At 46.9% G+C, this 23,526-nt stretch carries 20 protein-coding genes, 4 tRNA genes, 1 rRNA gene, 1 pseudogene and 1 riboswitch; of the genes and pseudogenes, 14 read left to right on the top strand and 12 right to left on the bottom strand.

Annotated features, from left to right (window positions below; genetic code table 11):
- The first annotated feature begins 172 nt into the window (after positions 1-172).
- On the top strand, positions 173-535 hold the full coding sequence (locus L9Q40_RS08210) for a hypothetical protein (protein WP_498793013.1): 363 nt from the start codon (positions 173-175) through the stop codon (positions 533-535).
- A 70-nt stretch (positions 536-605) separates the two neighbouring features.
- On the opposite strand, the gene L9Q40_RS08205 is transcribed toward L9Q40_RS08210, so the two are convergent.
- Positions 606-779, bottom strand: a complete 174-nt coding sequence (locus L9Q40_RS08205; RefSeq protein WP_014233493.1) for a hypothetical protein — start codon at positions 777-779, stop codon at positions 606-608.
- Between the two features lie 238 nt (positions 780-1,017).
- On the opposite strand from L9Q40_RS08205, the gene L9Q40_RS08200 reads away from it, so the two are divergent.
- The 3 genes from L9Q40_RS08200 to L9Q40_RS08190 all read left to right on the top strand — a co-directional run bounded on the left by L9Q40_RS08200 (position 1,018) and on the right by L9Q40_RS08190 (position 4,819).
- Complete coding sequence (locus L9Q40_RS08200) at positions 1,018-2,160, top strand: sugar diacid recognition domain-containing protein (protein WP_420660024.1); 1,143 nt, start codon at positions 1,018-1,020, stop codon at positions 2,158-2,160.
- A 162-nt stretch (positions 2,161-2,322) separates the two neighbouring features.
- On the top strand, positions 2,323-3,672 hold the full coding sequence (locus L9Q40_RS08195; RefSeq protein WP_014233495.1) for a GntP family permease: 1,350 nt from the start codon (positions 2,323-2,325) through the stop codon (positions 3,670-3,672).
- Positions 3,673-3,688: 16 nt separating this feature from the next.
- A complete protein-coding gene (locus L9Q40_RS08190) occupies positions 3,689-4,819 on the top strand; it encodes a glycerate kinase (RefSeq protein WP_498793012.1) in 1,131 nt (376 codons plus the stop codon).
- Positions 4,820-4,895: 76 nt separating this feature from the next.
- On the opposite strand, the gene L9Q40_RS08185 is transcribed toward L9Q40_RS08190, so the two are convergent.
- The gene (locus L9Q40_RS08185) at positions 4,896-5,366 is read right to left on the bottom strand and encodes an HAD family hydrolase (RefSeq protein WP_118120775.1); all 471 of its coding nucleotides are present in this window, start codon (positions 5,364-5,366) and stop codon (positions 4,896-4,898) included.
- 35 nt (positions 5,367-5,401) lie between these two features.
- Positions 5,402-5,917, bottom strand: a complete 516-nt coding sequence (locus tag L9Q40_RS08180; protein WP_498793011.1) for a GNAT family N-acetyltransferase — start codon at positions 5,915-5,917, stop codon at positions 5,402-5,404.
- Between the two features lie 269 nt (positions 5,918-6,186).
- On the opposite strand from L9Q40_RS08180, the gene L9Q40_RS08175 reads away from it, so the two are divergent.
- On the top strand, positions 6,187-7,281 hold the full coding sequence (locus L9Q40_RS08175) for a NapC/NirT family cytochrome c (protein WP_024372614.1): 1,095 nt from the start codon (positions 6,187-6,189) through the stop codon (positions 7,279-7,281).
- A 22-nt stretch (positions 7,282-7,303) separates the two neighbouring features.
- A complete protein-coding gene (locus tag L9Q40_RS08170) occupies positions 7,304-9,751 on the top strand; it encodes a molybdopterin guanine dinucleotide-containing S/N-oxide reductase (RefSeq protein WP_498793010.1) in 2,448 nt (815 codons plus the stop codon).
- A 70-nt stretch (positions 9,752-9,821) separates the two neighbouring features.
- Here the strand turns inward: L9Q40_RS08170 and L9Q40_RS08165 are convergent, their stop codons facing one another.
- The 8 genes and pseudogenes from L9Q40_RS08165 to thiD form a co-directional block, all read right to left on the bottom strand.
- Positions 9,822-10,547, bottom strand: coding sequence for a phosphatase PAP2 family protein (locus tag L9Q40_RS08165; protein WP_498793009.1), 726 nt, complete (start codon positions 10,545-10,547; stop codon positions 9,822-9,824).
- A 138-nt stretch (positions 10,548-10,685) separates the two neighbouring features.
- A complete protein-coding gene (gene thiE / locus L9Q40_RS08160; RefSeq protein WP_330470215.1) occupies positions 10,686-11,300 on the bottom strand; it encodes a thiamine phosphate synthase in 615 nt (204 codons plus the stop codon).
- Positions 11,301-11,359: 59 nt separating this feature from the next.
- Positions 11,360-12,157, bottom strand: coding sequence for a hydroxyethylthiazole kinase (gene thiM / locus L9Q40_RS08155; RefSeq protein ID WP_498793008.1), 798 nt, complete (start codon positions 12,155-12,157; stop codon positions 11,360-11,362).
- Positions 12,158-12,169: 12 nt separating this feature from the next.
- Positions 12,170-12,838 carry a thiaminase II gene (tenA, locus tag L9Q40_RS08150; protein ID WP_498793007.1) on the bottom strand — a complete coding sequence of 223 codons (669 nt, stop codon included), beginning with the start codon at positions 12,836-12,838 and terminating at the stop codon, positions 12,170-12,172.
- An 18-nt stretch (positions 12,839-12,856) separates the two neighbouring features.
- Positions 12,857-13,807 (bottom strand): ABC transporter substrate-binding protein, encoded by a 951-nt coding sequence (locus L9Q40_RS08145; protein WP_020335111.1) that lies wholly within the window; start codon positions 13,805-13,807, stop codon positions 12,857-12,859.
- A 37-nt stretch (positions 13,808-13,844) separates the two neighbouring features.
- Positions 13,845-14,579, bottom strand: a pseudogene (locus L9Q40_RS08140) (ABC transporter permease); the annotation flags it as partial.
- Between the two features lie 58 nt (positions 14,580-14,637).
- Complete coding sequence (locus L9Q40_RS08135; protein WP_498793006.1) at positions 14,638-15,396, bottom strand: ABC transporter ATP-binding protein; 759 nt, start codon at positions 15,394-15,396, stop codon at positions 14,638-14,640.
- A complete protein-coding gene (gene thiD / locus L9Q40_RS08130) occupies positions 15,386-16,243 on the bottom strand; it encodes a bifunctional hydroxymethylpyrimidine kinase/phosphomethylpyrimidine kinase (RefSeq protein WP_020335114.1) in 858 nt (285 codons plus the stop codon). The genes L9Q40_RS08135 and thiD overlap by 11 nt, the downstream gene beginning before the upstream one ends.
- Before the next feature lie 98 nt (positions 16,244-16,341).
- Positions 16,342-16,449: riboswitch (TPP riboswitch) on the bottom strand.
- 295 nt (positions 16,450-16,744) lie between these two features.
- On the opposite strand from thiD, the gene L9Q40_RS08125 reads away from it, so the two are divergent.
- Both L9Q40_RS08125 and L9Q40_RS08120 read left to right on the top strand, forming a co-directional pair.
- Positions 16,745-18,130, top strand: coding sequence for a TldD/PmbA family protein (locus L9Q40_RS08125; protein ID WP_014233509.1), 1,386 nt, complete (start codon positions 16,745-16,747; stop codon positions 18,128-18,130).
- On the top strand, positions 18,130-19,473 hold the full coding sequence (locus tag L9Q40_RS08120; protein ID WP_498793005.1) for a TldD/PmbA family protein: 1,344 nt from the start codon (positions 18,130-18,132) through the stop codon (positions 19,471-19,473). Before L9Q40_RS08125 ends, L9Q40_RS08120 begins: the two co-directional genes overlap by 1 nt.
- A gap of 95 nt (positions 19,474-19,568) precedes the next feature.
- On the opposite strand, the gene trmY is transcribed toward L9Q40_RS08120, so the two are convergent.
- Complete coding sequence (gene trmY / locus L9Q40_RS08115; protein ID WP_020335118.1) at positions 19,569-20,168, bottom strand: tRNA (pseudouridine(54)-N(1))-methyltransferase TrmY; 600 nt, start codon at positions 20,166-20,168, stop codon at positions 19,569-19,571.
- A 148-nt stretch (positions 20,169-20,316) separates the two neighbouring features.
- Between trmY and L9Q40_RS08110 the strand changes: the two genes are divergently transcribed.
- From L9Q40_RS08110 to L9Q40_RS08085, 6 genes are all read left to right on the top strand, one after another.
- A complete protein-coding gene (locus tag L9Q40_RS08110) occupies positions 20,317-20,841 on the top strand; it encodes a DUF3087 domain-containing protein (RefSeq protein ID WP_409389087.1) in 525 nt (174 codons plus the stop codon).
- A 535-nt stretch (positions 20,842-21,376) separates the two neighbouring features.
- Positions 21,377-22,929 (top strand): 16S ribosomal RNA (locus L9Q40_RS08105).
- A 91-nt stretch (positions 22,930-23,020) separates the two neighbouring features.
- Positions 23,021-23,096: transfer RNA gene (locus tag L9Q40_RS08100), tRNA-Glu, on the top strand.
- 2 nt (positions 23,097-23,098) lie between these two features.
- Positions 23,099-23,174: transfer RNA gene (locus L9Q40_RS08095), tRNA-Lys, on the top strand.
- A gap of 14 nt (positions 23,175-23,188) precedes the next feature.
- Positions 23,189-23,264: transfer RNA gene (locus L9Q40_RS08090), tRNA-Ala, on the top strand.
- Between the two features lie 13 nt (positions 23,265-23,277).
- A tRNA-Val gene (locus tag L9Q40_RS08085) sits at positions 23,278-23,353 on the top strand.
- Positions 23,354-23,526: the final 173 nt, after the last annotated feature.

Below are 23,526 nucleotides of genomic sequence, written 5' to 3'. Positions count from 1 at the left end.
GTGGCTGATTTGTTTCTAATCGAGCCTGTAAGTTAAACCTGGTTGGTTAAAGCGTAGGCGATTGTGTGCCTCAGTCTCGTCGTTGATCACGGCATTTATCATCAAAGCCATACACAGATAGTTTTTGCATATATAGTTTATGCATTCTCTTTCAGCAACGATAAAAATTAAAATGACAAAGAAAACAATTACAACGTTACTGACACTAGGTTTGATGTTGACAGGGTGCTCGTCGATCACATCGCCACAAAAGGATTCCGTGAATAGTATCCAAGAGAAATGTGCACTTATTCTCAGTAGCCATATGTCAGAGGATCAGCGCTGGGTGGTCTACAATGACTTGCTGCAGGAGTACGCAATACATGCGTTACACAATCAGGCTGACGGTGACCGGTTCAATGCGTTTATCCAGTCTGTGCAATCGGATGAAACCAGACAATTAATGACGGAGTTGATTGAGGTGACCGATTGGGGATGCGCCAATGGTAACTATCTCGAAGAGATGACGATGTTTATCGAAGAAGTGACAAAATAAACCGAGCGTAGGCCGCTCGGTTTTGTGTCTGTTATTCAGCAGGAGTTATGAACCGCAATCGGCTGTGGGATTACTCTTCAGGGTATTCACCCATGCCTTGAGTTTTACCTTCTGCTTTCCAATGCTCACCTGGGTCAAACGCTTCATCACATAAGTCAACGGTATAGCCCATTTCGGTAATTTCTTTCAATGTTAGGTTGTCAGCGATTTTTGCAACTTCGCCGGCCTTATTGTGTAATTCCATGGTTGTTCTCCCTTACTTCCGTTTTTCGCCAAGTGACTTCAACGTGCTGCTCCAAGTACATCGAAGTGCCTTTGGTTTAAGTATATATGCCAGACGTGATAATGACGTATAAAACCCTATTTTTAATAAGTCTAATAAAGCGCTGGTAAGAGCTACTCGTCTAATTTGTATTAACGTCATGGTGATATTGGACAGTTTGTGATTTATTGGATTGTTCATTGTTTAGGAAGGAAACGTTATGGTGATTCTGGATCATGTGCTCGCACAGGAGATCGTCGACAGAACCATGTCTATTATTGGTCACAATGTTAATGTGATGAACTCATCTGGCATCATTATAGGCAGCGGTGACGCCAAGCGAATTGGGCAGGTGCATGACGGGGCGGTGCTTGCGATAAGTCACGGGGAATCCTTAGAATTAACTCAACAGCAATGTTCCACTTTGCAGGGCGTGAAACCGGGTATCAATATGCTGCTCAAACTTCATGGTGAAGTGGTAGGCACGGTAGGTGTTACTGGAGAGCCAGATACCATACGCGATTTTGCGAGTTTGGTTAAAATGACGGCTGAGCTCACCATTGAACAAGCCGCATTGGTCGAAAAGTTTCAGTGGGATAGGCGTCATCGAGAGGAGTTTATTCTGTCTTGGATCAAGGGCAGTTTAACCGACGAAGAGCTTAAAGATTGGGCAATGCGACTGTCGATTGATATTACTCAGCCCAGAGTCGCTACGGTAATTGAAGTTTCGACTTCATCAGCCTCGAAAAGCATGAAAAGTGTGCGAAATATTGTTGAGCTGTTGGAATATCCAGAACGAAATAACCTTGTCGCCATTGTCTCTGTAAACGAAATTGTCGTTCTTAAGCCGTGTCAAAGTATCAAACAGTGGAACAGCCAAATAGAAAGCGAACGGATTGATAAACTGATGTCTCGCTTAAGTGACCATGACTCACATACCTTTCATATTGCTCTTGGTCAGGTATTTAGCGAGCCCAAAGATGTGGCGTTATCGTATCAAAGTGCTAAGCAAGTATTAGCCGTTGGGAAGCAGTTTTACCCAGAGCGACGTAAATACTTATTTGATGATTTACGCTTGCCGGTGTTGTTGGCTCCTTTGGCGGATATTTGGCAGGGTGAACAAATTATTGATAGTGTGAACCTGTTGAAGGGCAAAGATAAATCTGGTCAGTTACTGAAAACACTGGATGTATTATTCGAATGCGACGGGAACGTGAAAGAGTGCGCTAATACTATGTTTATTCATAGAAATACACTTAGGTATCGTTTGGATAAGATCACGGAAATTACCGGTTTATCCACTACAGATTTTGTGGGTTTAGCTGAGCTATATATTGCGACCCGGCTCTCAAAAATGACCTAATATTGTGCATTGGCCCAATAACGGCCAATTTTCTATTCCGATCATTTGTTACTCGGCCTAAAGGAATTTGATCGCAATCAATTGATAATTCTAACGTCCCTACATATTGAGTGAGCGAGTCGTTTGACTCAGCTCGATACAATAAAAATAAATGGAGTTATCATGAACCTTATATTAATCCTGCTCGGGGTGATCGCGTTTATCGTGCTTACCACCACCAAATTTAAGTTACATCCCTTCCTGGCTTTAATAATCGCGGCGTTTCTTGCTGCGTTTGCATATGGCTTACCTGCCGATAGCATCGCTAAAACCATCGCTTCTGGCTTTGGCGGTATCCTTGGATACATCGGTTTAGTTATCGTCCTAGGTACCATCATCGGTGTTATCCTGGAAAAAAGTGGCGCAGCGATAACCATGGCGGATACTGTGATTAAAGTGCTGGGTGAGCGTTTTCCAACCCTCACGATGAGTATTATCGGTTACATCGTTTCTGTGCCAGTATTCTGTGATTCTGGCTTCGTTATTCTTAACTCTTTGAAAGAGTCACTGGCCAAGCGACTCAAAACGTCAAGTGTGGCGATGAGTGTGGCACTGGCGACGGGTTTATACGCGACACACACCTTTGTACCGCCAACTCCGGGTCCTATTGCAGCAGCAGGTAACCTTGGTTTGGAATCTAACCTTGGTTTGGTTATTGGCGTGGGTATCTTTGTAGCGGCGGTCGCAGCGTTAGCAGGTATGTTATGGGCAAACCGATTCAAACATGTTGAGCCTGATGGCCTTGAAGCAGAAGAAATTCAACATGACTGGAAAGCTCTGAAAGCCTCTTACGGCAAACTTCCGACCGCAAGCCAGGCATTTGCTCCAATTTTTGTTCCAATCTTACTGATCTGTTTTGGCTCTATTGCAAAATTCCCAAGCTTGCCGTTAGGTGAGGGTATACTGTTTGATGTACTGACTTTCCTAGGTCAACCTTTGACGGCATTGGTCATTGGCTTGTTCCTTTCAGTTCGCCTATTAAAATCAGACCGTAAGATTGAAGAGTTTGGTGAGCGCATTAGCCAAGGCATCACGGCGGCAGCGCCTATTCTATTGATTACTGGTGCTGGTGGTGCATTTGGTGCGGTGCTAAAAGCGACGCCGCTTGGTGATTACCTTGGTACGACATTATCAGCGTTAGGTGTTGGTATCTTTATGCCGTTTATTGTTGCCGCAGCTTTAAAGTCAGCGCAAGGTTCTTCAACCGTTGCTTTGGTGACTACCTCTGCTTTGGTAGCGCCAATGCTTACGCAGCTTGGTTTGGATTCAGAAATGGGCCGCGTGCTGACTGTAATGGCAATTGGTGCGGGTGCGATGACGGTTTCACATGCAAACGATAGCTTCTTCTGGGTTGTTTCTCAGTTTAGCCGAATGTCAGTCGGTTTGGCGTATCGAGCGCAAACCATGGCAACTCTAATTCAAGGTGTTACTGCAATGGCGTTGGTATACATTTTGAGTCTCGTTCTCTTATAAGTCTCAGGAAATAGATATGAAAGTGGTAATTGCACCTGATTCATTTAAAGAAAGCTTAACCGCCAAGCAAGTTAGCGAAGCGATAAAGGCAGGTCTTGCTCGTGTTTGGCATAATGCTGAGTTTGTTACGGTCCCCGTTGCCGATGGTGGCGAAGGTACTGTCCAGTCCTTGATTGATGCAACTCAAGGTGAGCAAGTATTCACTACTGTTTTTGACCCTTTAAATAAAGAGGTTCAGGCGTTTTACGGCATTCTCGGCGATGGTGAAACTGCCGTGATTGAGATGGCAGAAGCCAGTGGCTTGCATCTTGTTCCTGCGGAAGATCGTGATCCTAAACTGACCAGCAGTTTTGGTACTGGTCAGTTGATTAAACATGCTTTAGATCGTGGTATGCAACGTTTAATCATTGGTTTGGGCGGGAGTGCAACCAATGACGGTGGTGTCGGTATGTTGGCTGCGTTGGGCGTTAAGTTTCTTGATGAATCGGGGAATGCAATTGCCACAAACGGTGGTGGCTTAATTAATCTCGCTTCCATCGATACGTCAGGCCTCGACGTCCGTTTAGCACAATGTGAAATACTCGTAGCGTGTGACGTGGATAACCCTCTTTGTGGTGAAAAAGGTGCTTCGGCAACTTTTGGGCCACAGAAAGGAGCGACAACCACTGATATCTCTGTGCTGGATAATGCATTGCGTAAATTTGGTGAGTTGACAGAACAAGTCACAGGTAAGCATGTACTCACCCGAGAAGGTGCAGGTGCTGCAGGTGGCATGGGGGCTGCACTGCTAGGTTATACGTCTGCCCGTTTACGACCGGGCATTGAAATTGTATTAGAGACGGTCAAATTAGCGGATCATGTTGCCGATGCTGATATTGTTTTTACCGGAGAAGGAAGAATTGACCATCAAACGGCTCACGGGAAAACTCCGATGGGGGTCGCGAAAGTGGCGAAGCAATTTAACCTACCAGTAATAGCGTTGGCTGGCTGTGTGGGCGACAACTATCAAGCCGTTTATCAATGCGGTATTGATGCGGTATTTCCTTGTGTGCCAAGAGCCATGAGTTTAGCGGATGCGATGACAGAAGCGGAAACTAACGTGGCTAATTTGGCCGAGAACGTCGCACGGTTATGGACAAAGAAATGATTTAGATCTGTCTGAGAAAAAAAGATAAAACTCCACGTCATGTGGAGTTTTTTGTTGATATGGTGAACGATGGTACTTAGTCTGAAACCAGCTCCGACAAACAGCGGATTTGCTGCTCAATGGGTTGACCTGGAGCGGGATCACCAGCAGCGTTAAACCATATAGCATTTAATCCCGCTTCGATCGCTGGGTAGATATCTTTGGTCGGTATGTCACCAATCATGGTCAACTCTTTTTCTTTAGCACCCAGGATTTTCGCCACCGCTTGGTAAAATTCGGCACGATTCTTTTTAATGCCGACATTGGCAAAGCAAAAATAACCGTTGATGTACTGGTCTAAATCAACTCGCTGGAACGCCCGCTGGACATCTTCCATTACTGAATCTGACGCACTGGTCGCGATGTAAATCTGATGATTTTGTGAGAGCGCTGCCAAAACCTCTTTGGCCTGAGGGATCGCTTCGACAGTGTTCCAGTCACACATTTTCCCCTTTGCGTGAGGGAAGTCGACCATTAATGTGTTGCCCCAATCGAATAGATAAATCATGTTTGAATTTTCCCTCTTTCACTCTGTTAACGTTCTTATATTTCCAGAGCGTAGATTTTGTCTGCGAAACGAATACCGCCTATTTCATAAGCCTCTGGGATGACTTTCACTAGGCCAAAGCCGCATTTTTCCAACACACGTTCAGAGGCGATATTCCCCTCAGTCACCGTGGCAGAAAATACATTGATCTGATGTTGCGTATGTGCCCAGCTTATTACGGTTTCGAGAGTTTCGGTACCTAATTGCTTGCCATGAAACTCTGGCAGAAGTAAATAGCCGACTTCTGCAGCTCCGTTATGAACAACAAACCCGGTGATACCTATCGGTTGTTCGGTTACGGAATCTTTTATCACCAAGCAAAGCCAGTGTTTGCTCTTCGGTGTCCAGGTTGATAAGCGCGATGCGAACTTTTCTCTTAACTGTTCCTCGTTGGGTGCATCGAAACAGAGAGAGATGATATCCCTTTCAGTATGAAGACGATGAAATAATGCCCAGTCGTTTTCTCCGATAGGTGTCATTGTTGTTCTGGGAGTGGATAGTTGAATCGACATACGCTTCCTATCTGCATGGGGCTCAACAGACAGTTTCTCACCTTTTTTATACATTGTTCAATTGGTTGCATTTATAAAAGGCATTTATTTTGTGAGTGACGAATTATTCAAATTATTAATGCTGAAACTTTATTAATGGGATCAATGTGGCGATATTTCATTCTTGAGATACAGAAATCAGTAGCGTATGACGTGGATCATGTGCCACCTACCCACAAAGTATTAGTTTACAACCTACAATTACAATTTGTGAGCAAGTGTTGCGAGTTATTACAATGAAAAAACGAACTATTATTTTGTTATTAGCGGTTGGGATAGGGGTTGGTTGGTTAACCCTCGGGGGATCGGCTGCGGTGATGCATTACACTTCATCTACGGAGTTTTGTGTCTCGTGCCATACCATGGAAACACCTTATAAAGAGTATCAAGGGTCTGTTCACTTTAGTAACGCAAAAGGCATTCGCGCAGAATGTTCTGACTGTCACATCCCTCATGAACCTGTCGACTATTTGATTACGAAAATTCGTGCATCGAAGGATATTTACCACGAGTTCATCACAGGCAAAATAGATACGCCTGAAAAATACGAAGCGCACCGGAAAGAATTGGCTGAAATGGTTTGGGAGCAGTTCCGCGAAAATGATTCTGCAACCTGTCGTTCGTGTCACGACTTTGATGCGATGGAACCGTTTGAGCAATCACGTGATGCTGTAAAAATGCACGAGTACGGAATTGCAAACAATCAAACTTGCATTGATTGTCACAAAGGTGTGGCTCACTTCGCACCAGAGGCCGAACTCGACAGTAAAGCGTTTGAAACACTCATGAGCTTTACCACTCAAACCTCTCCTGGAGCAGAAGTGGTTTACCCAGTCACAGCTATCGATATGGGTGAGTTGGGTACTATTAATCCAACAACGAAGTTAGATGTTGTCAGTACGGAAGGTGATGCTCGCACGGTTAAACTGAACGCTTACCAAATGAAAGGGGCTGAACAAGTGCTCTACATGGGTGAAGGTCAACGTGCAATTGTCGCCACACTGACAGAGCAAGGTCAGCAAGCGCTTGAAGGTGGCGAGTTTGCTGCTGATGTATACGGTAACGAATGGCGCTCTGTTTCTTTAACTGGCACGATTGATTCTCCAGTCGTAGATACGCTAGAGCCAGTATGGTCATACGCAGAAGAGTTGGACAATGTTTACTGTGCAACTTGTCATGCGAAGATTCCTTCAAATCACTTCACGGTGAACGCATGGGGACCAGTCGCGAAGAGTATGGGTGATCGCACGGATATTACCGCCGAAAACCTAGAAATTCTGACTAAGTTCTTCCAGCACCACGCGAAAGATGTGGTTGGTCACTAACGATAAATAGAAGGAAACGATTATGACTAATATGACCCGCCGCGGATTTCTGAAAGGCACTGGTATGGCGGCCGGTGCGATGGCATTCACTTCATTTTCACCGTTGTCCGTTGCCTCTTCGGATGCGCGTGGTAAAGGCATCTTAACGGCTGGTCGCATGGGCCCGATGCTGTGTGAAGTGCAAGATGGCAAACTGATTTCTACAACGAATGCGCTGCCTCAGACGGTACCAAACAGCCTGCAAAGCACTGGGCCAGACCAAGTGCATACTAAGGCTCGTGTTAAATACCCAATGGTGCGAAAAGGCTACCTGGCAAACCCATCCTCACCCGAAGGCATTCGAGGCAGTGATGAATTTGAACGCGTGTCCTGGGATGAGGCTTACAAGCTGATTCATGAGCAACACATGCGTATTCGTAAAACCTATGGTCCAGCTTCTGTTTTCGCCGGCTCGTATGGTTGGCGTTCTAGCGGCGTGCTGCACAAAGCGCAGACCCTGCTGCAACGCTACATGAGTATGGCGGGCGGTTATTCTGGTCACCTAGGCGATTACTCTACGGGGGCCGCACAGATCATCATGCCGCACGTTGTCGGTTCGATTGAAGTCTATGAGCAACAAACCACTTACCCTGTTGTTCTTGAGCACAGTGACGTGGTGGTACTTTGGGGTTTAAACCCAATCAACACCCTAAAGATTGCGTGGAGCTCAACTGATTGCGCGGGTCTTGAGTTTTTCCATCAACTGAAAAAATCGGGCAAGACGGTGATTGCGATTGACCCGATTCGTTCTGAAACCATCGAATTCTTTGGTGATAATGCCGAGTGGATCGCGCCGCATCCAATGACTGACGTAGCGATGATGATGGGTATTGCGCACACTTTAGTCAAACAAGGTAAGCATGACAAAGTTTTCCTCGAGAAGTACTCCACGGGTTACGATAAATTCGAAGCGTACTTATTTGGCGAAGAAGACGGGGTAGAGAAATCAGCCGAATGGGCGTCAAGTATCTGTGGTGTGTCTGTTAAGCAACTAGAGCTGTTGGCAGATATCTTCAGTAAAAACCGCACCATGTTAATGTCTGGCTGGGGCATGCAGCGTCAACAGTACGGTGAGCAACGTCACTGGATGCTGGTTACGCTTGCATCTATGCTGGGTCAGATTGGCTTGCCGGGCGGCGGTTTCGGTCTCTCATACCACTACTCTAATGGTGGCAATCCTGCCCGAGATGCGGGTGTACTTCCTGCAATTTCAGCATCGTTAGGTGGCGGTTCATCTGCGGGTAATGACTGGGCGGTGTCGGGGGCTGTACAAAGTTTCCCTGTGGCGCGAATTGTGGAAGCGCTGGAAAACCCAGGCAAAGCTTATCATCACAATGGTCACGAGCTGACGTTCCCTGATATCAAAATGATTTGGTGGGCTGGTGGCGCAAACTTTACTCATCACCAAGATACCAATCGTCTTATCAGAGCATGGCAAAAACCTGAACTGATCGTGATTTCAGAACCTTACTGGACGGCTGCTGCGAAGCATGCCGATATCGTTCTGCCAATTACCACGTCGTTTGAACGCAACGATATGACCATGACGGGTGACTACAGTAACCAGCACTTGGTTCCAATGAAGCAGGTGGTTGAGCCTCAGGGAGAAGCGCGTAACGACTTCGATGTTTTTGCCGATATGGCGGAGATGATCGCTCCGGGTGGACGAGATGTTTACACCGAAGGCAAAACGGAAATGGAATGGCTGTACGGGTTTTACAAAGTGGCGCAACAAGGTGGTCGTGGCTCTCGCGTAGCAATGCCGAACTTCAGTAAATTCTGGGAAGACAACCAGCTGATCGAGATGAAATGGAACGAGAAAAACGCTCAGTTTGTCCGTTATGCTGACTTCCGTGAAGATCCTGTTTTGAACCCTCTTGGTACGCCTAGTGGCAAAATTGAAATCTACTCGAAGACGATTGAAGGCTATCAGCTAGATGACTGTTTGCCGCACCCTGCTTGGTTCGAACCAACAGAATATACGGGTAATGCGCAAGATGGAGAGTTGCAGCTCATGACGGCACACGCAGCCCATCGTCTTCACAGTCAGTTTAACTACGCGAAAATCCGCGAAGAGTACGCGATTGCGAACCGTGAACCGATTTGGATTCACCCTGAAGATGCGAAATCCCGCGGCATAAAAACGGGTGATCTTGTTCGAGCTTTTAATGGCCGGGGGCAGGTGTTAGTCGGCGCAGAAGTGACGGATCGCATCAAGCAAGGTTCGGTTTGTATTCACGAAGGTGGCTGGCCAGATCTGGATCCAAATACCGGGATATGTAAGAACGGTGGCTGTAATGTGCTGACACTGGATATTCCGACCTCCAGACTCGGCAATGGCTGCGCGGCAAACTCGGCACTGGTTCGTATCGAAAAATATACCGGCCCTGAGTTAGAACTCACCGCGTTTGAGCCACCTAAAAATGGGTAGCAACAAGTAGCATTTGAAAGCAAGAAGCCAGCAATTCGCTGGCTTCTTTTTTATTTCAAATTCGTTCGTATTAGCGCGGCGCCAAAGCAACAAACGGCATCTTTTTAGTGACCTGAAATGTGGGCAGAAGTGTAAACATCACGGCGACAAATACCACTGAACCTATCAAATCTTCAGGGCGATGCATGCCCAACCACAAACGGCTGTACGCGACACTGACTCCCCAAAACCAAAGTGAAAAAGCGGAAAAGTAACATTGCTGTTGCAGCATTAAGCCTCCAAAGAATGCCAGACAAATTGCGACGAAAATCGTGTGTCCAGAAGGAAAAGAGTAGTCTTTTTCTCCTTGCCAATGGCGGGTTCTCCAATCGCTGACTTGGTTTGAGACGTGTTCAATCGCGCTCGATTGTTGTTCTGTTGTTAGCTGATAAAAAGACTCTGGTGTGTCTATAAGCTGCTCGGCAGCCAAAAGTTCGGTATATGGGCGTGGGCTTTCTGTCATCAGTTTTAAGCCTGCTTTACAGACAAAACCAATCACTAACAGTAAGCCAAGCATAGACAGCTTCTGCATCCACTCTTTATAGCTGGGTCTAAATCGATAGAGAGACAGAATCAACAAGATCAGAGTGATAAGAAACCCCTTATTGCCAGCGGAGTCTGTCAATAAAGTGAAGGTGATACCGAGTCCGTCCGATACTGGAGAGGAGAGATTCTGATATGAAGAGGAGAGTGACAATGGGATGATGCCAAGAACAAACAAGGCGAGCATCATCAATCCGTATTTTTTTGTTTTCATTAAGAACTTTTACAACCGGGAATATAGACAGTTATCTTACGCCACTGGGCGTGAAAAACTTATCAAAGATGTGTCAAATCGCAAAAGTAGAGTGAAAATGGTTTGAAGAAACTCATTACCTCATTTGTTCTTGGTATATCAGGCCATTAGGCTAAGTAAGTACTCGCAAGCCAGTTTAGGGTCGTCGGCATGACAGATAGCCGATACCAGAGCCAAACCGTGTACACCCGTTGCACTTAGTGCTGGGATAGTGGATTCGTTAATCCCGCCAATCGCGACGATCGGCAGAGATGTAGTATTGAGTGCCATTTTTAAACCATCTATACCCCAGTGTTTTTGGGTGTTGGTTTTGGTCGGTGTCGCATAGATGGCACTTAAGCCTATGTAATCGATGGGTAGGGCGTCGACTTCCGCGAGTTGTTGCTCATCCTCAATGGATAAACCGAGGATTTTATTTGGACCAATCAGTTCGCGTGCGATATGAGCAGGCATGTCCGATTGACCGAGGTGCACGCCGTCAGCATCGACTGCAAGTGCAACATCAACTCGGTCATTGATTATCAAAGGTACGTTAGTATTTTTGAGGATATCTTTTACCGCTTGAGCCCGTTCGATGAAAGCACGTACGTCACCATGTTTCTCACGAACTTGCACCATGGTCACGCCACCTTCCACTGCTTTACTGACCACATGCTTGAGCGTGGCAAGATCTTGTTGGTCATCGGTGACCAAATACAAACGATAGGCGTTCATTTTGTTTCCTTTATGCCTCCAACTCTTCGTTATGAGCCGGAGGCATCGATGTTAAGTTGTTAGTCTTGAATGACGGTAAGCTTGAGTCGTTTTGCCAGTGTTTGTTCATCAAGCTGATACAACTCGTCAAGCAAGGTTAATTGTAAGCTGCCCGGACCGCGCGCTTGTTCGGCGGCTATTTCACCCGCTACGCCAAGTACGGCAGCGGCGGCCAAACCGGTTTCATCACCCACCGCGGCAAATGCGCCAGTGAGTGCAGATAACGTACAACCCATTCCCGTTACGTATGGCATCATTTCGTGGCCATTGCCGAGTGTTACGGTCTGCGATTTCGTCACGATGTAATCTGTCTCGCCAGAGATCACAACGTTTGCACCATATTCTGCAACCAAAAACTCAGCCGCACCTAAAGCAGCATCGCTGCTATCCAGAGAATCGACACCTTTGCTCTGAGCTTGTTCACCAGCCAGAGCAATGATTTCTGACGCGTTACCACGAATGATAAGTTTGTCCGCAAGGCGCGCTATCTGGCGAGATGTTTCTGTTCGCAGACTGCTTGCGCCGCAGCCTACAGGATCGAGGACGACAACTTTACCATTGGCATTGGCTTGCTCTACCGCAAAGATCATACGAGGTGTCCACTCGCTGTCGAGCGTGCCAATGTTGATCACCAGCGCGCCAGCAAATGACATCATTTCTGCCATCTCTTGTTTGGAGTGCGCCATGATTGGAGAGGCACCAATTGCCAGCAGAGCGTTCGCCGTGTTGTTCATTACAACGTAGTTAGTGATGTTCACAACCAACGGTTTTTGTTGACGTACAGCGGTTAATGCTTGAGTGATATTTTCAATTAACATGGGCGTCTCCAATTAATCTTGCTGAGCATTTAAGCCTTGTTGCCAGAAAGCGACTTCCATACGCGTTGCCGTTTTGAATACCTGAATCAGGTTCTGGCCGCGCTGGCTATTGATATCGATTTCAGCCAATAGCTCGTTAAAGTGCGCTGCGCCCTCCGCAACACCTGACTGGAATTCTTCACCGCCATAGAGGGTGATCCAGCTAGCGTATGGGTTACCTTCAATGATGGTGTTTTCATTTTCCATCAACATTTTGCCAATAACCGCATAGCCGATAGAGCAAGGCGCTAATGCCGCATACAGGTCAACCAAATCACCCGTCATACCTGCATCTAGCACATAGCGTGTGTAGGCTACGGTGCCGAAATCTTCCGGTTCGTTTTCCAGATCGGATTCAGTCAAGCCCCATTGACCACAGTAAGTAACATGGTGAGCGATTTCTGAATCCAACAACGCATGAACGCTTGGCAGTGCGCGACGCATGTCATACAAAGTACGTGCTTTATAAATCGCTAATGCGTAAGCGCGCGCGTATTGCTTGAGAAATAAAAAGTCCTGTTTCAAATAATGCAGAAAACAAGGTTGAGCAAGCGTGCCTTGCGCTAATTGCTGAACGAATAGGTGCTCGGTGTATTCCTGCCAGTCTTGACGGCAAGCGTCGATCAAATCTTGGTATTTCATAATGGGATAACCTCAGAATTAGTCAAAGCTAGGCACGTAATCTTTTGCTTTTGGTAGCGTTTCGATGATTTTTTGTGAGTACATGAACTCGGCGTAATCGTCGTAGCGTTTTAGATCAACTGCGGATGGGCGAAGCGCGAAACGAGTCAAAGTGTCATTCCAGGCGCGTTGGTTCAGTTCATTGTTCAGCGTGTCTGGGGAGTAAGCAACAAACTCTTTCCAAGATTGTTTTGGATGGTTCACGATGTAAGTAGTGGCTTGCTCAAGCGCTTTGTTGAAGGCTTTGATGGCCTCTTTGTCGTATGTATTTGCATTCGCGACAAACACAAGTTCGTCATATGCTGGCACGCCGTGTTCTTCCGGGAAGAAGGCTTTAGCTTGGTAACCCTCTAACGCAAGCTGGTTAGTTTCGAAGTTACGTAGTCCACCCCAAATTGCATCCACTTTACCTGATGCCAGAGAGGAAGATAGCGCCCAGCCAACGTTGATGATTTGTACGTCAGAAAACTTCACATTCTCTTGTGCCAACATTGTGCCGATGGTTGCTTCTTCATTACCCGCGATAGCAATACCGATCTTCTTGCCTTTTAGATCGGCAAGGCTGTCGTTTTTACCATTGTCCAGCACCATCATGGTATTCAGTGGTGTTGCGATTAACGTTGCAGAGCGGATAAGCGGCAGGCCTGCGGCAACATCAATCGTCAGACTTGGTTGGTATGAAATCGCCATATCCACTTTGCCAGCGGCAACCAGTTTAGGTGGTGTGCTTGGGTCGGCAGGTTCTTGAATGTTGATCTTCAAGCCTTGCTCTTTAAAGTAACCACGCTCTTTCGCAATAACGATAGGGCCGTGGTTCGGATTCACGAACCAATCCAACATCAAAGTCAGCTCTTTTTCGGCCGCCAGTGCGTTAGTTGAAACAATTGAAGCAAGCAGAGCTGCAGCGCTAATAAGTTTGTTTTTATTCACGGGTAATCTTCCTTTTGGTGATCTCTATTTGTTTTATCTATTTGCTTTCCCAAGGGATGGCTTTTTTCAATAATTTGTCAGTGATGAAGTAGAGTGCGATGGACAGCACGGCGAGGATAAACAGTGCGGCAAACATCTCGTCGATGATCATGCGTGCGTTGGCTTGTAACATGAGATAACCCAAGCCTTCACTTGAACCGACCCACTCGCCGACGACCGCTCCAATTGGGGCGATAACGACTGCGACACGAATGCCTGAAGCCAATGTTGGCAGTGCCGCGGGCAACTGAATGTGACGCAGAAGTAGCCATTTCGAAGCGCCCATCGTTTTCGCCAAATCCAGGTATCCGGTTGGGGTATTGCGTAAACCGTCGTAACAACAAGTCGTAACAGGGAAAAAGATGATGATCGCTGCCATCACGACTTTTGAAGCGATGCCGTAGCCAAGCCAAAGCATCAGAACGGGTGCAATGGCAAATACCGGAATCGCCTGGCTAGCAATCAGAATCGGTAGCAGCCAGCGTTTTAGTGGTTCGAACAGCAACATTTGCAGCGCAAACAGCAATCCCATCGACAAGCCGAGTCCAAGACCAAGCAGGATTTCCTGTGCGGTGACCCAGGTGTGTGCGAGTAACACGTCATAGCGGGAGATCAATCTATTCAGCACATCAACAGGCGCAGGCAAAATGAAGCTGGGCATATTGAACGCCACGACAATCAGTTGCCACAGGCCTAAAATGACCGCAGTGCTGATCACCAAGCGCAGAGCTGGGTGGGTGACTCGTTCTTTTTTGCTGATACGTTCTGAGACGGAGTTGTATTGAGTCATATCACTCATAATCTTTCTCCAGCTGATCCAAGATCGCTTGTTGCAAGGCGGCACATTCGCCATCAAGCACGCGAGGAGGCATCGTATCTGGCACCAGCAGATGTTTAGCTTGTGCAGGCGTGCCTTGCAGTACATACAATTGATTGGCAAGACGAACGGCCTCTTGCGGATCGTGAGTAATCAGCACGACCGTTTTTCCTTTGAGCAGCGTGGCCGATAAGGTTTGCAGCTTATGACGAGTAACGGCATCGAGTGCAGAGAAAGGCTCGTCCATCAAGACCACAGGTTTGTCCTGCATCAGTGTACGAGCAAGGGCAACACGCTGGCGCATACCTCCGGAAAGTTGCGTTGGCTTAGCGTAGGCGTAGTCAGCTAATCCAACTTGTTCGAGCAATTGAATAGCGCGCTGCTTCTCATCGGTTGAATTTGAGTTGGCGTGAGAAAAGCGAGAACTCAAACAAACGTTGTCCAGCACGTTGAGCCACGGCAGTAACAAATCCTGTTGAGCCATGTAAGCGATACGCTCGTGCAAAGCTATTCCGTCAGAGGTCGTCAGTTCACCTTGCCATTTCACCTGTTCATCAAGTAAACCGGCGAGATAGCGCAAAATGGTGGTTTTACCGCAGCCGCTTCGCCCCAGTAAAACCGTCCACTGACCTGCAGGAATGGTTATGTTCACTCCTGCCAGAGTGGGTGCCTGGCTGTCATTGTATTGGAGGTTTACTTGACTAAACTGAATACCAATCGCGTTAGCGCACATACGTGTGGCCTGCGAAGAAGTGGTGAACCGGGCCGTGACCTTTACCGACTTCCAGTTCATCGGCATGGGCGATCGCTTGAGAGATGTACTGTTTACCTAAGTGCACGGCTTTGTGCAGGTTATTGCCTTGTCCAAGGTAAGACGCAATAGCAGAAGAAAGCGTACATCCCGTACCGTGCGTGTTCTTGGTTGGGAAGCGCTTCGCGCTAATGAGTTCTGAAGAGTCTTGCATGATCAGTAGGTCGCTGCTGTTTTCACCTTTCTCCAAGTGACCGCCTTTCAACAAAACTGCTTTTGCGCCGAGTTCACGGAGATCCGCAATCATCTCATTCATTTCAGCTTCGGATTGCGGTGCTGCTTTTCCGGTTAACGCTGCGCCCTCAGGAAGATTTGGGGTGATGATGTCTGCGAGAGGGATGAGTTCTTCTTTTAACGTGCTTATCGCAGAGTGCTCCAGCAATAAATCACCGCTGGTGGCGACCATTACCGGGTCAATGACCAGATGTTTCGGTTGGTATTGTTTAATTTTGTTAGCCACCACTTTGATGATGTTGGCATCGGCCAGCATGCCGACTTTAACGGCCACGATATTAAGGTCAGTAAATACCGCATCGAGTTGGCTTTCAACGTGCTCAAGTGGAATAGGAAAAATGGCTGAGACGCCTTGAGTATTTTGCGAGGTAATTGCAGTAATGACAGAGCATGCAAAACTGCCCGTTGCAGACATGGCTTTAATGTCTGCCTGAATACCAGCGCCGCCACCGCTATCTGATCCAGCGATCGTCAAAACGATTGGGGTTGTTGCAGATGGCGTCTTGTGGGAATTAGGCTGTGATTGCTGCGTCATGGTCGCTCCTATTACAAGACGTATAGGAACTGACTTTGACCACGGTAGGCAGATCGATTTTCGTATCCGCTGCAGCGTGCCTAGTATGTTAGGCGAAAGGCAAAGTGCTCATAGTTCCCTACGTCAGTGCTAACTGAATCAGGTTCAACGGGTCTCGAATTTCGATCTCAGCCAACGCGTAATACGTGGCCCCCCGACTATTTCGTTTTGATGATAGCAGGACACTTACTTAAGGGATACGTTTTTTAAGTGTTCATTTGTGTGTTGTGAGTGATAGAGTAGCCTTTATATGTTTTGTAGCGCGGAATTGACCAGTGCAACTCTCTGGTTTATGTGCAGAAACTGGAATATTTAATAAACAATCGTGGTCTCACTTAGCAAGGATTAGCACAAAACAAGGTTAATAAACTGTTAAAATTTAACGTGTTGCCAATTTAACTTTACTGAATTAACAGTAAGTTATTTAGGAAGGCTAAGACGATCATCAAGCAAGGAGACTTCATGCTTAATTCTGTAACAGCGAAGTCAGTGATCGATCACGCTCTTTTTCTAGGAGCTGATTTCGCTGAGCTATTCGTTGAACATCATCAAACCAACACCGTCCAGATAGCATCTGGTGAGGTGGATAAGGTCAATTCCGGTATTGATTTTGGTATCGGTATTCGCCTCTTCTTCGGTCACAAAGTGCTTTATGGGTACACCAACAGCACAGACGAAGCAGAACTCAAACGCGTCACCTCGTTGCTGGCTGCGAAAGACAAACGTGAGCAAATCGCATCTGCGGGTTCTCTTAATTTGAATCGCTACCCAGTTCAGCACGGATGCCGTTTGCCTCTGAGTAAAGACGCCAATCTGGATTCTAAAATCGCGTTTCTTTTAAAAGTTGATCAAGCGGCACGAGCGGAAAGTGAATACATCAGCCAGTTTATTGGTAGTGTGTTACAGCGAGAGCAGCAGGTATCTATCTTCAACTCGGAAGGTTTACACGTTGATGATACGCGTCATTACATTCGCGTCGCAGGTAACACCGTTGCTCAAAAAGGCAATGAGCAATCTTCTGGCATGGAAGGTCCTGGTGCACTGGCTGGCTGGGAGTTCAGTGAGCAGTTAGATGCCAAGGAACTGGGTCAGACTATCGCTCAGCAAGCTTTGGTTAAGCTTGGAGCGGATGCCTGTCCATCAGGTGAAATGCCAGTGGTTATCGGCAATGGTTTTGGTGGTGTTATCTTCCACGAAGCTTGTGGTCACTTGCTTGAAACAACATCGGTCGCGAAGAAAGCATCCGTATTCCATGACAAGATGGGCGAAATGATTGCTCACACGGCCGTGAACGCAGTCGATGATGGCACCATGACCAACGAGTGGGGCTCAATTCATGTCGATGACGAAGGGTTGCCTACTCAGCGCACTCAACTTATCAAAGACGGTAAGTTAACCAGCTTTATGGTCGACAAAATGGGCGGCATGAAAACGGGTTATGAGCCAACCGGTTCAGGCCGTCGCCAAAACTACAAGTTCGCTCCGACTTCGCGTATGCGTAACACCTTTATTGAAGAAGGTGAGCATTCACTGGACGATATGCTGGCAGGTGTTGAGCGCGGTATTTACGCCAAGAAAATGGGCGGCGGTTCTGTTCAACCAGGTACTGGCGAGTTCAACTTTGCAGTACGTGAAGCTTATCTGATCGAAAACGGCAAAATCACCAAACCACTCAAAGCGGCAACGCTGATCAGTACTGGCCCTAAAGTTCTGAAAGAAATCAGCATGGTGGGTAAGGACATGGCACTTGCTCCGGGTATGTGTGGTTCTGTGAGTGGTGCTGTACCAACAACCGTCGGTCAGCCTTCGCTGAAAGTCGACAATATTCTGGTAGGAGGTGGTAACTAATGAGCCAAGAACAACAACTTCTTAATGCCGTTGATTACGTCCTGTCAGAAGCTAAACGCCAAGGCGCAGAAGCGGATGTGATTGTTAACCGCAACAGCAGCTTCTCTTTGAAAGCGAACCAAGGCAAGCTGGATGAATACAAAGTAAGCTCGAGCCAGGTACTCGGTGTTCGAGTGGTAAAAGACGCACGAGTAGCGACCAGTTATTCTGAGTCATTAGAACAGCCAAGCCTAGATTTGATGCTGACTAATGCGTTGCAGAGTGCTCGCTTCTCCAAGCAAGATGAACATCAAACAATCAGCTGTGTAGACAGCCAGATCACGACGGATGTTGCGGAAATTGCGCAGGAAGACACCACGTCTGTTGATGAAAAAATCGAGCTTTCTCTTGCGCTTGAGCAAGGTGTGGTCAGCTTACCTCATGCTTCAAGCTCGCCATACAACGGCTATAGCGATGGTGAAACTCAACTGATCATTGCTAATACGCGAGGTACTCTGTGTCAGCACTTCGAGCGCTCTTTCAACTGTTACGCCTACACGCTTTTTGAAAAAGGCGGTAAGCAGTCGATGGCGGGTAAGATGTCAGTCGGCCGCCGTTTCGACGAGTTGAACTCGGCTTTCTGTATTGAAGAGGGTTACAACTTAGCCCGTGACTTGCTTGATGGCGGTCCGGTTAAAACTGGCAACTATCCAGCTATCTTCCATATCGATGCGCTGAGCAGTTTGTTCGGTGCATTCGGCAGTGCTTTCTCTGGTGTAAGCGCAGTGAAAGGGATTACACCATTGGGTAACAAGCTTGGTCAAAGCGTTGCAAGTGAATTGATCACCCTGACTGACACCGCATACATGGCAAATGGTATGGCGATTTGTGGTTTCGATAGTGAAGGCTTTGCAACGCAGGACAACGTGTTAATTGAGAATGGTCAGCTCAATACGTTATTGCACAACAGTCACACTGCAAGCTACTTAGGAGCCGTTTCAACCGCGAGTGCTGCTCGAGGAGCGAAATCAAGCCTAGATGTTGCTGCTAACCACAAAGTGATTGCTACGGGCAAGAGCAGTGTTGCTGAAGTTAAAGCGGGTGAGTACCTTGAACTAGTAGAACTTCAGGGTGTTCATTCTGGCGCCGATGCTGTCAGCGGTGATTTCTCGTTTGGTGCTAGCGGGTTCTTATGCCGAGATGGTCAACGAGTTCAGCCTGTACGTGGTATTACTGTTGCGGGTAACTTCTACAAAATGCTGCAAGAAGTGGACGCGGTTGGAGATACTCAGCTAATCAATGACAGCCGAACTTTCTTTGCACCAGATGTGCGTTTTGCACGTTTGAGCATTGGTGGTAAATAAGGCTACCACCAGAAATTGAGAAACAAAAAGAGGACTCCATGGAGTCCTCTTTCGTTTTTTACCATCTGTCAGTGACACTATTCGTAAGCGAAGCACTAGAATTCGCGAATGTCCAATTCATTGTGAATCAGTACTACACACTGAGAAGCAAACAACATCTTAGGACCAAGGCTGATCTTTTCTGTCCCAAGGCGTTTCAAACTGTTGAATGACTTCTTCGGCATTGGAATGTGATCAGTTAGCAAGAAACAAGGGTTTGCCCCAATTTCTGCATCACGAACGAAATCGCCTTTCTTATCCAACATATATAGCTGATGGTCCTCAGCCAGTTCTTGAACCAAACGCTCGAAACTAATGGTACGAACCGTAATACCTGGCTCAACGTCACGCAGCTGCTCTTTGCCCATACCAACCGATGCATCCAAAGCGCGAGCTACAGCAGCGATCAACGTCGACTCGTGGAATCCACCAATATTAGTAATATCATTCGATCGAATCGTAATCGTGCGGGAGTAATCTTTGGTGCTCTCAAGAACCAGGTACACAACGACGTCTTCACGATGTGACTGTGCAACAAACATAGTGTTCATCATAGTGTGAGCAAGGATCTCAGTGTGTGCTTCCTGACCGACACCTTCGAGTAGTGCTTTGCTGGTGGTTGGTGCAGCACGAGCTCGTAAAACAAAAGAGCGCATGAATTTAGCCTCTATATATGAAGAGTGAATGCGCGGAGTATATACCCAGACGACGCTTTGATGCGAGAATTATGAACTTACTTACAAAGCTACGATTGTGGTGCCGATTCTCGCCGCTACAATAGGGGTAACCCTTTAGGAGTGGTATATGGAAATTAAAAAAATCAATAAAGAAGTCTATAAAAAGAAAGTAAACCTGGTGATTGGCGGCTTTGTTGTATTGCTTGCTGTCTCTTCATTAGCCTTCAGTACGCTACTCATTAGTCTTTTTGGCAATACCAATATTCAACCGGAACAATCTACAGGTAACTTTCATTGGAATTTGATTGGCGTACTTCTGTCTCTCGCGACGTCCCTCTCTTTGTTAAACCAATTTAAAACTCACCCTTACATGCGAGAAGTTCTGTACGTTTGGAAGCTTAAGCAAATACACAACAAGATTTACCGTAAGCTAAAAAATATCAAAGCTGCTGCAAGTTCGGATGATTTGAAAGCGCTGACCATTCTCAAGTTCTACTACACCACACAAAGACAAGTATTCGAGTTAGACAACAACACGCTCACCATGAGTAGCGTAACTAAAGAATTAGAAACCATAGAAGAGATCGAAGTGAGCAAATCGCTTTCACTTGATATTACAAGCTTTGAAGAGTCTTGGTTGGATACATTCTGATTGCCTATTTGCTACTTGGTATTAACAAATGAGTGCTAAAAATAAGCGTTTGAGTGAGATTTCATCACTCAGCGCTTTTTTTTGAATTTTTTCTTCAAAAAGGGTTGCCAAGAAAAATCATCTCCCTATAATGCGCCTCCGTTGTCAGGGCAAAGCGGAAACGCAAAAGCAGTTGGCAACAAGGCGAATTAAAAGCTTCTAAAAATTAATTTAAAAAGTGTTTGACACCAAGAATTAGTTCATTAGAATACGCCTCCGCTTTGAGAGAAAAACTTCTCGCAAAGTAAGCTCTTTAACAATATAGACCTATCAATCTGTGTGGGCACTCGTTGATGATAATCCAATTAGGTATTTCTTTTCTTAACGGAAAGCGGTATCAAATTAGGTTTCAATGATACGAAGTGACCATTCGAATTGGGAAGCAGCCTTGAGCTGTTTTGTTTTACTTTTTCAAAAGTGAAAACCAATAAGAGCACAGTCAATTCAAACATTACTTTATGTAATGTTCAGTATTCATTGAGCAGAACAAAATCTTAAATTGAAGAGTTTGATCATGGCTCAGATTGAACGCTGGCGGCAGGCCTAACACATGCAAGTCGAGCGGAAACGAGTTAACTGAACCTTCGGGGAACGTTAACGGCGTCGAGCGGCGGACGGGTGAGTAATGCCTAGGAAATTGCCCTGATGTGGGGGATAACCATTGGAAACGATGGCTAATACCGCATGATGCCTACGGGCCAAAGAGGGGGACCTTCGGGCCTCTCGCGTCAGGATATGCCTAGGTGGGATTAGCTAGTTGGTGAGGTAAGGGCTCACCAAGGCGACGATCCCTAGCTGGTCTGAGAGGATGATCAGCCACACTGGAACTGAGACACGGTCCAGACTCCTACGGGAGGCAGCAGTGGGGAATATTGCACAATGGGCGCAAGCCTGATGCAGCCATGCCGCGTGTGTGAAGAAGGCCTTCGGGTTGTAAAGCACTTTCAGTCGTGAGGAAGGTTTATGCGTTAATAGCGTATAGATTTGACGTTAGCGACAGAAGAAGCACCGGCTAACTCCGTGCCAGCAGCCGCGGTAATACGGAGGGTGCGAGCGTTAATCGGAATTACTGGGCGTAAAGCGCATGCAGGTGGTTTGTTAAGTCAGATGTGAAAGCCCGGGGCTCAACCTCGGAATAGCATTTGAAACTGGCAGACTAGAGTACTGTAGAGGGGGGTAGAATTTCAGGTGTAGCGGTGAAATGCGTAGAGATTTGAAGGAATACCGGTGGCGAAGGCGGCCCCCTGGACAGATACTGACACTCAGATGCGAAAGCGTGGGGAGCAAACAGGATTAGATACCCTGGTAGTCCACGCCGTAAACGATGTCTACTTGGAGGTTGTGGCCTTGAGCCGTGGCTTTCGGAGCTAACGCGTTAAGTAGACCGCCTGGGGAGTACGGTCGCAAGATTAAAACTCAAATGAATTGACGGGGGCCCGCACAAGCGGTGGAGCATGTGGTTTAATTCGATGCAACGCGAAGAACCTTACCTACTCTTGACATCCAGAGAACTTTTCAGAGATGAATTGGTGCCTTCGGGAACTCTGAGACAGGTGCTGCATGGCTGTCGTCAGCTCGTGTTGTGAAATGTTGGGTTAAGTCCCGCAACGAGCGCAACCCTTATCCTTGTTTGCCAGCGAGTAATGTCGGGAACTCCAGGGAGACTGCCGGTGATAAACCGGAGGAAGGTGGGGACGACGTCAAGTCATCATGGCCCTTACGAGTAGGGCTACACACGTGCTACAATGGCGCATACAGAGGGCGGCCAACTTGCGAAAGTGAGCGAATCCCAAAAAGTGCGTCGTAGTCCGGATTGAAGTCTGCAACTCGACTCCATGAAGTCGGAATCGCTAGTAATCGTGGATCAGAATGCCACGGTGAATACGTTCCCGGGCCTTGTACACACCGCCCGTCACACCATGGGAGTGGGCTGCAAAAGAAGTAGGTAGTTTAACCTTCGGGGGGACGCTTACCACTTTGTGGTTCATGACTGGGGTGAAGTCGTAACAAGGTAGCGCTAGGGGAACCTGGCGCTGGATCACCTCCTTATACGATGATTATTCACGATGAGTGTCCACACAGATTGATACGGTTTATGAAGTTTAAGAGATAGAACATCCCCCAAGATGTTCAACTTAGTGTCCCGTTCGTCTAGAGGCCTAGGACACCGCCCTTTCACGGCGGTAACAGGGGTTCGACTCCCCTACGGGATACCATTGGGTCGTTAGCTCAGTTGGTAGAGCAGTTGACTTTTAATCAATTGGTCGCAGGTTCGAATCCTGCACGACCCACCATTATCTCAAGATATGGGGCTATAGCTCAGCTGGGAGAGCGCCTGCCTTGCACGCAGGAGGTCAGCAGTTCGATCCTGCTTAGCTCCACCATTCTTGATTCGATGGGCGATTAGCTCAGTTGGGAGAGCACCTGCCTTACAAGCAGGGGGTCACTGGTTCGAGCCCGGTATCGCCCACCATCTTTAAGCGCATTTCTTTTGAAACAGAAAGTCTTAAGTGTTCTTAAAAATGGTTCTTAAATGAATCTAGCTCTTTAACAATTTGGAAAGCTGACAAATCAAACTTTTTAAGTTTGATTGTAAAGTTCTCAAAGTATTCATGAATTTGAATACAACTAAAAACACATTCAAGT

Source organism: Allocatenococcus thiocycli (assembly GCF_921292965.1).
In the GTDB taxonomy this organism is placed as follows: domain Bacteria; phylum Pseudomonadota; class Gammaproteobacteria; order Enterobacterales; family Vibrionaceae; genus Vibrio; species Vibrio natriegens.
Note: the sequence above shows the minus strand (reverse complement) of the source record. Positions and strands in the feature narration are given on the sequence as shown.

What these genes read in the sequence shown, in the direction of transcription:
- L9Q40_RS08210 (WP_498793013.1), top strand. Translation starts at nt 173, where the DNA reads ATGACAAAGAAAACAATTACAACGTTACTGACACTAGGTTTGATGTTG.
- L9Q40_RS08205 (WP_014233493.1), bottom strand. Translation starts at nt 779, where the DNA reads ATGGAATTACACAATAAGGCCGGCGAAGTTGCAAAAATCGCTGACAAC.
- L9Q40_RS08200 (WP_420660024.1), top strand. Translation starts at nt 1,018, where the DNA reads ATGGTGATTCTGGATCATGTGCTCGCACAGGAGATCGTCGACAGAACC.
- thiM (WP_498793008.1), bottom strand. Translation starts at nt 12,157, where the DNA reads ATGTTAATTGAAAATATCACTCAAGCATTAACCGCTGTACGTCAACAA.
- L9Q40_RS08185 (WP_118120775.1), bottom strand. Translation starts at nt 5,366, where the DNA reads ATGATTTATCTATTCGATTGGGGCAACACATTAATGGTCGACTTCCCT.
- L9Q40_RS08125 (WP_014233509.1), top strand. Translation starts at nt 16,745, where the DNA reads ATGCTTAATTCTGTAACAGCGAAGTCAGTGATCGATCACGCTCTTTTT.
- L9Q40_RS08165 (WP_498793009.1), bottom strand. Translation starts at nt 10,547, where the DNA reads ATGAAAACAAAAAAATACGGATTGATGATGCTCGCCTTGTTTGTTCTT.
- L9Q40_RS08170 (WP_498793010.1), top strand. Translation starts at nt 7,304, where the DNA reads ATGACTAATATGACCCGCCGCGGATTTCTGAAAGGCACTGGTATGGCG.
- thiE (WP_330470215.1), bottom strand. Translation starts at nt 11,300, where the DNA reads ATGAACGCCTATCGTTTGTATTTGGTCACCGATGACCAACAAGATCTT.
- L9Q40_RS08195 (WP_014233495.1), top strand. Translation starts at nt 2,323, where the DNA reads ATGAACCTTATATTAATCCTGCTCGGGGTGATCGCGTTTATCGTGCTT.
- L9Q40_RS08120 (WP_498793005.1), top strand. Translation starts at nt 18,130, where the DNA reads ATGAGCCAAGAACAACAACTTCTTAATGCCGTTGATTACGTCCTGTCA.
- L9Q40_RS08180 (WP_498793011.1), bottom strand. Translation starts at nt 5,917, where the DNA reads ATGTCGATTCAACTATCCACTCCCAGAACAACAATGACACCTATCGGA.
- L9Q40_RS08190 (WP_498793012.1), top strand. Translation starts at nt 3,689, where the DNA reads ATGAAAGTGGTAATTGCACCTGATTCATTTAAAGAAAGCTTAACCGCC.
- tenA (WP_498793007.1), bottom strand. Translation starts at nt 12,838, where the DNA reads ATGAAATACCAAGATTTGATCGACGCTTGCCGTCAAGACTGGCAGGAA.
- trmY (WP_020335118.1), bottom strand. Translation starts at nt 20,168, where the DNA reads ATGCGCTCTTTTGTTTTACGAGCTCGTGCTGCACCAACCACCAGCAAA.
- thiD (WP_020335114.1), bottom strand. Translation starts at nt 16,243, where the DNA reads ATGACGCAGCAATCACAGCCTAATTCCCACAAGACGCCATCTGCAACA.
- L9Q40_RS08135 (WP_498793006.1), bottom strand. Translation starts at nt 15,396, where the DNA reads ATGTGCGCTAACGCGATTGGTATTCAGTTTAGTCAAGTAAACCTCCAA.
- L9Q40_RS08110 (WP_409389087.1), top strand. Translation starts at nt 20,317, where the DNA reads ATGGAAATTAAAAAAATCAATAAAGAAGTCTATAAAAAGAAAGTAAAC.